Raw genomic sequence first — 12,941 nt, forward strand, 5'->3', positions numbered from 1 at the left:
CATTCACTTTGTGAGCGTTTAACTAATCTATCAATATGAATCTCGTCAAAAAATACCTCGGTATCGTTTGGATATTGCTGGGTGCTTACGTCGGTTATGACCGCACCATCGACAGCCTGGCTAAAATTGCCAGTGACAAGCTGGAAGACCGTGTTTTTGGCTGGGTGATCCTTTGCGTACTGGTTCCGATTGTCGTTGGCGGGCTAATATTGTTCGGCAAATACGCTTTTGACGGAGAATATAATTCTAAGGAGTGAATTAGCGATTAATTCAGGGAGTGAATAGCTTTGCCGGAGCATACTTATAATTCACTCAATTGCTAATTCGCCTAATCACGAATTAATTATGCGTATCCGAACCTTTGACGAGTACCAGACAGCTTATCAGAAAAGTGTTGACGACCCTGAGGAATTCTGGGCCGAAATTGCGCAGCATTTTCAGTGGCGCAAACCCTGGACCAAAACACTGCAATGGAATTTTACCGAACCAAACGTAAAGTGGTTCATTGGTGGTAAGCTGAACATTACCGAAAACTGCCTCGACCGACACTTACCTACGCTGGGCGACCAGCCGGCCATCATTTGGGAACCCAATGACCCTGCCGAAGCCAGCGTTACGCTTACCTATCGGATGCTTCACGATCAGGTATGCCGGTTTGCCAACGTACTCAAACGCAACGGTGTCGTTAAGGGCGACCGGGTGTGTATCTACATGCCGATGGTACCCGAACTCGCGATTGCCGTATTAGCCTGCGCCCGTATCGGTGCGGTGCATTCGGTTGTCTTTGGCGGCTTTTCAGCGCAGAGCATTGCCGACCGGATCAACGACGCCCAATGCAAAGTAGTGGTTACTGCCGACGGCGCGTACCGGGGGAACAAAGAAATTCCGCTTAAAAGTACGGTAGACGACGCTCTCATTGCCTGCCCAAGCGTACAGCGTGTCATCGTTATGACGCGGACCCGCACGCCGGTATCCATGCTGAAAGGCCGCGATGTGTGGTGGGAACAGGAAATCAAGCAAGTCACCGCCGACTGCCCAGCCGAGGAAATGGACGCCGAAGATATGCTGTTCATTCTGTACACGTCGGGCTCAACCGGTAAGCCAAAAGGCGTCGTGCATACCTGCGGAGGCTACATGGTATACGCTGCGTATACCTTTCAGAATGTGTTCCAGTATGAGCCGGGGCAGGTTCATTTCTGTACGGCAGACATCGGCTGGATTACAGGACACAGCTACATCGTCTACGGACCGCTGGCTTGTGGGGCCACTTCCGTGATTTTCGAAGGAACGCCGACTTACCCGGACTACGGTCGTTTCTGGGATATCACCGATAAGCATAAGATCAACATTCTGTATACGGCTCCTACCGCCATCCGGTCGCTGATGAGCTTTGGTCTGGAGAAAGTAGACAATCACGACCTAAGCAGTTTGCAGGTATTAGGGTCAGTGGGCGAACCCATCAACGAAGAAGCCTGGCATTGGTACGACGACAACATCGGCAAAAATCGCTGCCCGATTGTCGATACCTGGTGGCAAACCGAAACGGGCGGTATTCTGATTTCACCGCTGGCGGGTCTTACCAAGACAAAGCCTACGTATGCCACGCTACCGCTGCCCGGTGTTCAGCCTATTCTGGTAGATGAGAACGGCATCGAGATCGAGGGTAACGGCGTAAGTGGTAACCTGTGCATGAAATTTCCCTGGCCGGGTATCTTACGAACAACCTACGGCGACCACGAACGCTGCCGCCAGACGTACTTCTCGGCTTATCCGGGTCTGTACTTCACGGGTGACGGTTGCCTGCGCGACGAAGACGGTTACTACCGCATTACGGGCCGCGTGGATGATGTGTTGAACGTATCGGGTCACCGCATTGGTACCGCCGAGGTCGAAAACGCGATCAACATGCACACGGGTGTTGTTGAAAGTGCCGTAGTCGGGTATCCGCACGACATCAAAGGACAAGGCATTTACGCCTATGTCATCACCGATCAGCAACCATCCGATCACGACGCCGACCTAACCAAACGCGATATTCTGGCTACCGTTAGCCGCGTGATCGGACCCATCGCGAAACCCGACAAGATTCAATTCGTGACGGGCCTGCCCAAGACGCGTTCCGGCAAGATTATGCGCCGAATTCTTCGAAAGATTGCCGAAGGCGATACCAACAACCTCGGCGACACAACAACGCTGCTCGATCCCTCCGTGGTCGATGAGATCAAAACAGGCGCGTTATAATCCAGACTGTGTGTACAAAGAAAGGCCGGGCGAAAGCGTCCGGCCTTTTTTACTAGCTGGTGTTTCCAGCCAAAAGCATGTTGCCGACTAAATAGTTAATAAAAAGTGGAACGGGACGTAACAAATCAAGGCTATTTCCGCTATTGTATTAAAGCCCTACCAGACCGATCTGAGGCTTTCCAGTTACCTCCCTACCATCCGTCAAACGTAGTCGTCTTATGAAAAGCCAGCATCGTTGCCACTGCCACATTATTCCACCGTTCGTAGTCGATGAACTCAAAAAAGCAGGCGTTGATATTTCGTCTCAGGACAAAACAATCAACCGCTCGTTTCGGGCACGACGCGCCGAACAGCTTGCCTTACGGAGTAGCGAATCCGCACTTGTCGCACCACCCACGAAGAATGCCGATCGTCTTGTCTACGATTCAAAGACCACGCAGAACCAGCGCCTGCTGCTCGTACGAAAAGAGGGCGGAGCCGCGTCAGCCGATCCAATTGTCAACACGGTTTACGAAAATACCGGGGCGGTTCGAAGCTACTACAAAGACACGTTCAATTACCTGTCCGTAGACAACCACGGAGCGGACCTGGTCCTGAACGTACATTTTGGCAAAGCGTACGCCAACGCGTTTTGGGATGGTGATGAAATGACCTTTGGCGACGGCGACGGTGAGGTGTTTATCAATCTGGCGAACGCTATCGATGTTACGGCTCACGAGCTGACGCACGGTGTTGTTCAGTACACGGCAGGTTTAAATTATCAGGGACAATCGGGCGCACTCAACGAGCATTACGCCGACGTGTTTGGTTCTGTGATCAAACAAATTGCCAAGAAGGAGACCGCAGCGACCGCCGACTGGCTTATTGGCGACGAGATTATGGGACCAACGCTCAAGGGGCAGGCCCTACGCTCTATGAAAGCGCCCGGTACGGCCTACGACAATAAGTTGATGGGCAAAGATCCGCAACCCGCCCACATGGACAATATCTACAAGGGTTCGCAGGATAATGGCGGTGTCCATATCAATAGCGGCATTCCGAACAAAATCTTTTATTTGGTTTCGGTTGGTATCGAAACGGACAAAGCGGCTTTGCTCTGGTTTGAAACGCTCAAAACGCTGAAGCCAACTACTAATTTTAAAAGCTTTAAAACGGCGGTGCTCAAGCAAGCCAAGAAACTAGCCAAGGCGGGCAGCCTACCGGCCGATACCGAAACAACCGTCAAACAAGCGTTTGAAGCCGTTGGTTTGTAGTGCATAAACACGGCTTCGACAGGCAGGCTTATGAAACTGGTGTATTCGCGCGAAGGGGGTTTATTTCCTCAGATAGCGCAAACGGAACTTCAGACAACCGATTTACCTGCTGATCTTCAGAAGGTGGTCGATACGGTTTTGGCCGACCCGACGGCTTACAAGTCTAAGTCAGCGAACAAAACCCTTCGCGATGGCTATCAGTACAAACTTAATTTACAGGAGGGTCGCAAGAAAGTCAGCCTAACATTCGACGATCTCAACCTACCCGACGACGTTCAGCCTTTAATTCACTTTCTGCAACAACGTACGGGAAAACCGTGATACCAGCGCTTCATCTTACTGCTGATTTTACTGTTGAAAACGCCGGACCAAAATACCCGGCGTTTTTTTTGTAACACCAGGTGGTCAAGCGAGAAAAGTTGTGACGTCAGGTTCTTAAACCTGACGTCACCGGTCTCGGCAGTGGTGTCGGTTTTAAGAACCCGGCGGGCGTCCCGACGATACCTGCCAATCCGCAAGCAAGGTTCGGGCTCTGTTTTAGCTAGCTCGTTTAAAAGCCCTACGCCATTGGCCGGGTAAGCAAACCGGATTGGCTGCTTTTATAACCACGAACAAACCTAAGTTCGCGCCATCCAAACCGATCACTATGCTCAAATTTACTGTTGGTACGGCTTTCGTTTCGGTGTTTTTGCTGAGTAGCTTTCTTACCAAGCAAAAACCAACGGCGAAAACGGCCAGAGAAAACTACCAAACCTATTGTTCTTCGTGTCACGGCGAAAAAGTAGAAGCGTTCGTTGACCGAAAATGGAAACACGGCAACGAGAAAAGCGATCTGGTCAAAAGTATTTCGGAAGGTTATCCGGATTTGGGTATGCCCTCCTGGAAACCGTCGCTGAACGCAACGGAGATCGATGAGCTGGCGGACCTGATTCGAGAAAGCCTAAAAAACGTCGATCAATACAAATTCGCCAGTAAGCCGACCTCGAATGTGTTTGCCTCAGAAGGACAGACCGTTAAACTTGACACGGTAGCAACCGGCTTAGGATCGCCCTGGGGACTGGCGTTCCTGCCCGGTGGCGACATGCTGGTAAGTACCCGCTCCGGCGACATATACCGGATCGAAAAAGACGCGCAAAAAACGAAGGTAACCGGCGGGCCAACCGTGTTAGCCGAAGGTCAGGGCGGTTTGCTGGATGTCGTCCTGCATCCGGATTTCGCTAAAAATCAGCTCGTTTACTTTTCGTATTCAGCCGTAAAAAACGAAGGTGATCAGAAGCTTTCGACCACTGCCGTGATGCGGGCCAGACTGAACGGCACTACCCTGACCGATCAGAAGGTTATTTTCACGGCGCTCCCCTACTCAAAAACGCGTCATCATTACGGCTCCCGCATGGCATTTGACAACAAAGGCTATCTGTTTGTTTCGGTTGGTGAGCGGGGTAATGAAAAAGAAAATCCGCAATCCATCGCAAACGATCTGGGCAAAGTTCACCGGCTGTACGATGATGGTCGCATTCCCGAAGACAATCCATTTGTCAAGGATAAAAGCGCCAGTGGCTCTATCTATTCCTACGGCCATCGCAACCCGCAGGGAATGCTCAAACACCCGGTCACCGGCGAAATCTGGACGAACGAGCACGGGCCACGCGGGGGTGACGAGTTGAACATTATCAAGAAAGGAGCCAACTACGGCTGGCCAGTGATTTGCTACGGCATCAACTACGATGGAAAACCGATTACCAACCTCACCGCTAAAGAAGGCATGGAGCAGCCACTCACGTACTGGCTTCCGTCCATTGCGCCGTCGGGTTTCGCCTTTGTCGATAGTCCGAAGTACCCCGCCTGGAAAGGTAATCTACTGATTGGCTCTCTGCGATTTCAGTATTTGAACCGCTGCGTGATGGACGGCAAAAAGGTTGTCAAGCAGGAAAATCTGCTGAAGAATGTTGGTCGCCTTCGGAACATCAAGCAAGGGCCGGACGGCTACCTGTATGTCTCGGTCGAAGAGCCCGGTTACATTTTCCGACTACTTCCCGTGAATCAATAAAATATTCAATAAAGAGCCGCCGGATATGATGAACCAGCGGCTCTAATTTTCTAATAAGGATAACCTCTATAAATTAAGCTCATGATAAAAAATGATATCAATAATATAGCATTAGATCAGATTCCTACTACCGAGACCGAATACTTTGAATTTAAGTCTAGTAACCTTAAAAATAATCTAGACTCTTTAGCAAATAAACTAGGAAAAGCTGTTTCAGGATTTGCAAATTCTGGTGGCGGCTATTTTATCATTGGTATAGATGAAAAAACAGGTAATGTCGATGGAGGAATACCAATCAAAATTGGACGATTACCAACGATAGACTGGATCGATAAGATGATTTATCAACTTGTAGAGCCCACTCCACTATATGAAAGAAAATTGATTTTTGATTCAAAGAACCGAGGAACTATTGATAAAGACTGCGCAGTCTTGATTGTATACATACATGAGAGTTACACTGGCCCTCATATGTCAGATGGGAAGTACTACATTAGAGCTGGTGTTCATACTGATCCGGCTCGGAATTTTATAGTTGAAGCTATTAGAGCTAAAAGGTATCAATCAAAACCAAAGCTAACTCACCTTTTTCGACTTAAACCAAGTAATGAACAAGTGCTTCAGCTAGGCATTGTAGCTTTAACAGATGCATCAGCAATTAATATAAGCATTCAAATATTTCCTCTACCAAAAAGAATGGAAGGCCGAGAAAAGGATTTCCCAATAGCAATTACTTTGATAGATCGCAACAACCCTTTTTATTTTGATGTCTCTCTATTTGCCGATTCAAATGAAAAATTTGGCGATAATATTACCTTACAGATTGAGTACTATGATATTCTCAGTAACAAATATTACGAGGAGCGTAAAATAGGCGTTAATAATGCAACCCCGCCCATAACCATAGGTAGCACTCCTGACAAAAAAATCGTACAAGCTCTTGAATCGATTGAAAAAGCAGTATCTAAAATAGATACCTCTCGAAAGAGTATTAACAAACCTATCGTTACGACTTCTAACGAAAGTTTAAAGCAAGCCTTTGTAAATATTCAAAGACTTATTCCAGAATTATTGTCAGAGATGAGAGCTGACTTGGTAGATCAACCATTTATACGAGAATTTATTCTATTTAGTAAACATTGGATATATAATCACGATCACAATAATGACATTTTTATGTATTATTATGAAGACCATACTTACTTGCGTAATAAGCTAAGGATACTAGAAAATTACGGTTTAGTTTATGAAATTACCTATAACAAGGTCGATCGGTTTGTTTTATTAGAGCCGTTCGTCGAATATTTAAATGAATATAACTCCTAAAACGAATCATACAAATTAACAACCTTATTATACAATCAACCGGCGGCTTTTGTTTTTACTCGTTCAGCATGACGGCCATCATGTACCAGGCCGCATGAGGAAGCCATTGTTCAGCCCACCGCCAGTCGGCGTCTTTCCCGGTCATTTTATACGATAGGTTGAAATCGATATCGTCTTCGTTGGCTATCCCCGACGTGATGCCGTTGACAATACCGCCGGGCGCATTGGTGTATTCAAACGTCCCAAAGAATCCGTAGGCCGGATTGTTATGTCCAGCACCTTGCAACATGCTGGCATCGTAGGGATTCAGGCCGAGTATCCAGTTCAGTTGATCAAGTGCAAAGCGGTCCAGACGGTCCCGCATCGGTTTATCGTCGGTGAACAGCGTAGCGGCCAAACGAGCGGCCGTCGCCATTGAACCCAGCCGCGCATTTTCACCCTGCCACCAGGGCGAGGCTTCGCTACCGTGTGGAAAAAAGAATGTTGTGCGCCGACTGCCGAGCGTGTCCTGCACCAACTGCCGACTGTAGCCAAACGGATTGTTGACTTCGTTCGTTACAGCCATTTCGTAGGTCATTGATCGCCTGACGGTTTCTTTGATGTCCTTTTGTTTCTCGGTCGAAGCTAGTGGATAATAATACAGCAGACTGACCAACGGCAAACCGGCATCTGAGGGGTGGAAAAAGGGCCGATCCTGATCATCAGCCCGCCAGTAATCCCGGTAATTTTTCCACGTAGCGAGTCGATTGACGAGTTGTTGCGCCCGCTTATCGGCAGCTTGTTTATACACATCTTTCTTGGTAGCCTTGTATAACTCCGTAGCGGCACTCAGCGCGCAATAATCATCAACGATGTTTTCTTTGCCGTCGTTGGTCATCGCTACGTTGTTTTTTTCGAGAAAGGCAAACGCGCTTTCAGCCGCTTTCAGGTAAGCCGTCGGGCTGTAGTCACCGACCCTATCATTAGCATAGGTCGACGCCATCGCCAAAGCGGCAATAGCCACGCCCCCACCCGACCGATAACTGACCTGATAGCTGCGCCAGTTGGTTTCGTCGGCGGCACTGGTCAGCGTTTGATCTTTGGTTTGCTTGATGCGATACGCCTTATCTTCCGCCTGAATCACCCGATCTTTCGCCAGCTTACCGGGGCCGGGCGCTTTTACCGAGCGATAAAACGAGCCGTCCTTTGCCTGCACACGAACCAGATAATCAGCCCCGTACATCGCTTCGTCCAGCAATCGACGCAGGTACTGCCGAAAATCGGTTCCGGGCCGTTTCAACAGATGCTCGTGCGTCTTAAACAAACTCCAGGCGGTCAGCGAGATTTGTTGCGGATTGAAGTATGATGAGAACGTCAGGTGCGAAAGGTGTTTACCGTAGTCGCCGGTGGCGTCGTACCAACCGCCGTGTACGTCGAGCGTATCGGCAGGTCGTCCGGCCAATGTTAAGTGATGATCGGCTTTGTCGAGCAGACCCGAACTGCGCTGCCCTTTGAAGTAATAAATCACATCGGACAGCGTCTGCTGTTCCAGCACATTTTTACCGATCACAAACGGGTACGACGAAATCGGCTTGCCCGAGGCCGTAACCTGCACTCGATATTTTCCTTCGGTGGTGTAGGGCGAGAAATCAATGGTCCAGAAACGCCAGTTTTTCCACGTATTGACGGGACCACTAAACGCGGTTTTTCCCGAATAAGCAACCTTCCCCGTCTCGGTATTGACGAGTTGAAAATCGGGAATAGAAAGCTGCTGATCCGCAATGACAATAGCCCGTTTTGCCTTACTTCCTTCGTAACCAACCTGATTGGTTAGTACCTTGATCGATTGCGCCTGTAGTAAAAAAGAAAGTTGAAAAAAAAGAGCCAGTATGCTCTTTCGAAGTACTTGTCCAGACATGGTAGAGGATAAGTTCGACGCTTGGTAAGCACGCCATTCGTTGTTATTTATTTTCCAGCTCCCCAGAAAACAGCATTCCGAAAAATCGTCACAAACGCCTTATTTTCGAAAAGATTGGGGTGATGGCCCATGAAAATATACACGTTGCGAGCTTTCATGTGCTCGTTGGACCAGACAACCGGGTGATCGCCCCCCATTTTGATCTCCGAATCAGGCGAATACGTCGATTCATCAACCGTAGCCAGTACATTGACATTGGGTCGGGGACTTTTATTGTAGGTGTACCATTCCTCTTTCTGAACGTCGAACGTTGCGGGTACGCCTTTCATACAAGGATGGTTTGTCGCTTCGACATGTACCGTTGCCTTAGCGAAACTGGCGATGTAGTTTTTATACCGGATACCGCCCATAAACTCCGAAAACCAGGGCCACATCGGGTAACCGTCAAATTCGCCCAGCAGGGTAGCGTGGTGAAATCCAATCCAGCCCCCTTTGCCTTCGGTGATGTATTTCTGAAAGGCCGCTTTTGCCGCATCGCTCCACGCGTACGGCGGATAATTCAACTGAATAAACAACTGATATTTCGCCAAAAACGCGTCATTAATCGGTTCCGCATTTTCGATGTAATCGACCGTAAACTTGTTTTCGTCAGCCAGTTGTTTCAACCATTCCTTGGCAGCAGCCACAAAAGGCGCATGAACCCCACCGGCCTCTGTCATAGCAACCACCCTAAACACCGGTTTCCTGGACTGGGCGAACGTTACAATCCCATAGCAGACGAATAGAAGGACCAGCAAACTGGTGCGCGCAATAACTCGCTTATTCATGCTTTTCTAGAAATTCCAGGTGATTTGTTCGGCGCTGCACAACAGAAACTAAACAAGCGTGTCAGCACACAAAAAAGCTACAAATTGATCAGATTACCGAATTTATGGTAAGTGATCGAGCGAAGTTCTACCGGTTTCTGGCTATCACTGTGCTCTATACAAGCCGCTCGGCCTATTTTTACGTATCTTTGATAAGAATTTCACTCCTGACCCTAGCCGATTTACTTTACGAACAGCTCCGAACGGCCTGCTTGATTCGGCAGCTACTATCCTACACTAGTTTCAGGTGTTGACTCTTATTGCAGTATGATTGCCCCCACATCGTCAAAAATTTCCCGGCATAAGGTTGCTTCTTCTTTCTTCCACGCACGACGGGTTGGTCGCTGGCTGGCTTTTTTATCCATTTCTCTCTTCGCGTGTTCGCTAATAGGGCGCGTTTTCGGGCGCTACTATTTTCTGGAATTGTTCAGTCACTTCGCTGTTCAATATCAGTGGCTATCGTATGGCTTTTTGGGCTTGTGGGCAATCTACGGGCTTGTTTACCGAAAAATGGCCACGCTGTTCCTGCCGGGTCTGTCCGTCGCGTTACTGGTCAGTACAATTTACATCAACGAAACGCCTTGGGTGGTGGGTGATTACGATACGCCTATTCCAGCCCCTACCGGCGATGTCCGCGTATTTCACGCCAACGTTCTGTACGCGCGGGAGGAGTATGTAACAACGGTCGCTATGCTACACCAGTACCGCTCCGATCTGTTTGTGTTGCAGGAAATGACACCCGCTACCATTCGTCTGGTAACGGATAAGGTAAAAAATGAATTTCCGTACTGGTTTGCCTGCTATTCGAAAGGCGGAGTCTGGACGCTGGTGGGAAGCCGAACCCCGTTCCAGGTTGATCAGGCGTTGGCTCGTCGGCTTCGCATCATTTCGCTGACGACGCAGGTACGCGGTCGGAAGGTTACGTTGTTGACCGTTCATCCACGTACACCGCTCGTTCCGACCTGGTTTCGCGAACGGAATAAGCAGTTAGCGTATGCCGCACGTAAAGCGCGAACCAATGCCACACCAACGGTTTTGATCGGTGACTTCAACATCAGTATTTTCTCGCCGATTTACGACGAAATATTCCAACCAACCGACGCATCGTCAAACCGTACCACCAGCAACGGTCAGCTAACCGCAGCCCGGCGTGTCAAGACGCAACCGACCTGGCCGAGCTTTTTTCCGCTCATCAAGATTCCCATCGATCACGCCTTTGTCAACAATGGATTCACGCCATTGCTGTTCCGAACCATTGACCAGTCCGGTTCGGACCATCGCGCCGTTGTCGTTGATTTGAAAATCAGATAGATTTTTTAGATTTTTTTTGTGGCTACTCCTAAGATAAATAGACGATAGAAGTCAAATGCCATATCTCCAAGATATGGCATTTGACTTCTATCGTCTATTTATGCACTATCTTACTGCTTTATTTAGACGCCAGATGGGCGGCAACTTCGGCTAAACGGGTTGCATAGCCCCACTCGTTATCGTACCAGGCCGCAACCGACAGCAAGTCACCCTGCTTGGCAGTCAGCGGCAAATCGACAATTGAGGTGTGCGGGTCAGCAACGATGCGATTAGAAGCCCACTCGCCTTCCAGCACGTCCATAACACCTTTTAAAGGTTCCTCCTTAGCCGCTTTCCGGAAGGCTTCGTTTACTTCTTCGACCGTACACTCTTTTTCGGTCAACAGGTTCAGTTCGGCAATACTGCCCGTCCGCACCGGCACGCGGTACGCTTTACCCGTAATTTGCAGGTCCGGCCAGATAAACTTCAGTGCCTTAGCCGCACCCGACGACGATGGAATCACATTTTCGGCAGCGGCCCACGAATCACGACGGTCTTTCATCGGCTGGTCGGTCAGTGATTGCGTATTTGTGTACGCGTGTACCGTCGAGAACAGTCCCGATTTGATGCCGAAGTTATCTTTGATCACTTTCACAACAGCCGCCAACGCATTGGTCGTACAGCTGGCCATGCTGATAATTTTATGCTTCTCTGGATCAAACGTATCCAGGTTGATTCCTTTCAATAGTACGGCGTCGCAGTCGTCCAGCGATTTGCTGGCAGCACTAACCAACACGCGTTTTGCACCCCGGTCAATGTGCGCCTGTGCTATCGAACGAACCGTAGCCCGGCCTGTGCAGTCGATCACCAGATCAACGCCTAACGAGCCCCAGTCGGGAATTTCTTTAGCGGAGTTGTAATAAGGAATATCCTGATCACCGATCTTAAGATGACCTTCCGTGCCACTGACCGGCTCAGGCCAGCGACCATAGTTGGTGTCTACCGAGAAAAGGGCAGCCAACGTAGGCTCGTCTTTGATGTCGGCGATAGCGACTGGTGTGAAGAGGTTGTCGCGGAGAGCAACCCGAAGAACCGTGCGACCAATTCGACCGAAGCCGAATAAAGCTATTTTGTTCATAGTGAGGTTGATAAAAAAGGAACTTGCCGTCCTTCAGCAGAACAGCTGTTTACTGAGTACGCGTACTCATTTTGACAACACTCGAAAACAAATTGCTGTTTCAAAAACCCGGTTAATGATTTTATAATCCTTATTTGGGCAAACACTTATGCGTTTTAGGTAGTCATGATTAATACCAGCAGACACCCACCTTATGGCTTTATTCGTCATCGTCCGACACGGACAATCGCAATGGAACCTCGAAAATCGGTTTACCGGTAGCGTAGATACTCCCCTAACCGAGTTGGGTCGTCATGAAGCCCGCGAAGCCGGAACCCTGCTTAAAGCAGACCACTTCGATAGAGGGTTTACCTCCGTTCTGCAACGGGCCATTGAAACGATGGACATTATCCTGCACGAGATCGGCCAGACAGACATCCCCATCGAACGCAGCGCGGCCCTCAATGAACGCATGTACGGTGATTTGCAGGGCATGAACAAGCATGAAGCAGAAGAACGGTTTGGAGCAGAGCAGGTGTTTCGATGGCGACGCGGCTATGCCGACCAACCACCCAACGGCGAGAGCTTATCCGATACCTACAACCGCGTCGTTCCTTATTTCGAGTCTACAATTTTGCCGTGTCTTCAAGCTGAAAAGAATGTGTTGGTTGCGGCCCACGGCAATAGTTTACGCGCACTGCTGATGAGGCTGGAAGCGATCAGCCCCGAATCGATCGAGAAAGTCGAGTTGGCTACGGGTATTCCACGGCAGTATACTTTCGACCCAGCAACGGGCGCGTTCGTGTTACGACCAAAATAACACTGTACACAACCACACCCTCGTGATCAGACAGTACGCTTGCTTACGATAGCACACTGTTTTTCACTAATTAATCTGAGAAAC

Annotated in this window: 11 protein-coding genes; 8 read left to right on the forward strand and 3 right to left on the reverse strand. The window is 49.1% G+C overall.

The window, feature by feature from the left end; translation table 11 throughout:
* The first annotated feature begins 35 nt into the window (after positions 1-35).
* The 6 genes from LQ777_RS16390 to LQ777_RS16415 all read left to right on the forward strand — a co-directional run bounded on the left by LQ777_RS16390 (position 36) and on the right by LQ777_RS16415 (position 6,867).
* Entirely contained in the window at positions 36-257 is a 222-nt protein-coding gene (locus LQ777_RS16390) for a DUF6814 family protein (protein ID WP_232559009.1), read from the forward strand.
* An 88-nt stretch (positions 258-345) separates the two neighbouring features.
* Positions 346-2,241: an acetate--CoA ligase gene (gene acs / locus LQ777_RS16395; protein ID WP_232559010.1), complete on the forward strand. Its 1,896-nt coding sequence runs from the start codon at positions 346-348 to the stop codon at positions 2,239-2,241.
* A gap of 218 nt (positions 2,242-2,459) precedes the next feature.
* Complete coding sequence (locus LQ777_RS16400; RefSeq protein WP_232559011.1) at positions 2,460-3,494, forward strand: M4 family metallopeptidase; 1,035 nt, start codon at positions 2,460-2,462, stop codon at positions 3,492-3,494.
* A 30-nt stretch (positions 3,495-3,524) separates the two neighbouring features.
* Complete coding sequence (locus tag LQ777_RS16405) at positions 3,525-3,815, forward strand: protealysin inhibitor emfourin (RefSeq protein ID WP_232559012.1); 291 nt, start codon at positions 3,525-3,527, stop codon at positions 3,813-3,815.
* A gap of 325 nt (positions 3,816-4,140) precedes the next feature.
* Positions 4,141-5,541 carry a PQQ-dependent sugar dehydrogenase gene (locus LQ777_RS16410; RefSeq protein WP_232559013.1) on the forward strand — a complete coding sequence of 467 codons (1,401 nt, stop codon included), beginning with the start codon at positions 4,141-4,143 and terminating at the stop codon, positions 5,539-5,541.
* 81 nt (positions 5,542-5,622) lie between these two features.
* Entirely contained in the window at positions 5,623-6,867 is a 1,245-nt protein-coding gene (locus tag LQ777_RS16415) for an AlbA family DNA-binding domain-containing protein (RefSeq protein ID WP_232559014.1), read from the forward strand.
* Between the two features lie 55 nt (positions 6,868-6,922).
* Here LQ777_RS16415 and LQ777_RS16420 read toward each other — a convergent pair whose 3' ends face one another.
* Positions 6,923-8,764 carry a glycoside hydrolase family 9 protein gene (locus tag LQ777_RS16420; protein ID WP_232559015.1) on the reverse strand — a complete coding sequence of 614 codons (1,842 nt, stop codon included), beginning with the start codon at positions 8,762-8,764 and terminating at the stop codon, positions 6,923-6,925.
* A gap of 47 nt (positions 8,765-8,811) precedes the next feature.
* On the reverse strand, positions 8,812-9,591 hold the full coding sequence (locus LQ777_RS16425; protein WP_232559016.1) for a ThuA domain-containing protein: 780 nt from the start codon (positions 9,589-9,591) through the stop codon (positions 8,812-8,814).
* Between the two features lie 306 nt (positions 9,592-9,897).
* Between LQ777_RS16425 and LQ777_RS16430 the strand changes: the two genes are divergently transcribed.
* On the forward strand, positions 9,898-10,941 hold the full coding sequence (locus LQ777_RS16430) for an endonuclease/exonuclease/phosphatase family protein (protein WP_232559017.1): 1,044 nt from the start codon (positions 9,898-9,900) through the stop codon (positions 10,939-10,941).
* Positions 10,942-11,059: 118 nt separating this feature from the next.
* Here LQ777_RS16430 and LQ777_RS16435 read toward each other — a convergent pair whose 3' ends face one another.
* Positions 11,060-12,058, reverse strand: coding sequence for a type I glyceraldehyde-3-phosphate dehydrogenase (locus tag LQ777_RS16435; protein ID WP_232559018.1), 999 nt, complete (start codon positions 12,056-12,058; stop codon positions 11,060-11,062).
* Between the two features lie 193 nt (positions 12,059-12,251).
* Here LQ777_RS16435 and LQ777_RS16440 point away from each other — a divergent pair, with 193 nt between their 5' ends.
* Positions 12,252-12,857, forward strand: a complete 606-nt coding sequence (locus LQ777_RS16440; protein ID WP_232559019.1) for a 2,3-bisphosphoglycerate-dependent phosphoglycerate mutase — start codon at positions 12,252-12,254, stop codon at positions 12,855-12,857.
* Positions 12,858-12,941: the final 84 nt, after the last annotated feature.

The sequence above is a fragment of the Spirosoma oryzicola genome (assembly GCF_021233055.1).
Classification (GTDB): domain Bacteria; phylum Bacteroidota; class Bacteroidia; order Cytophagales; family Spirosomataceae; genus Spirosoma; species Spirosoma oryzicola.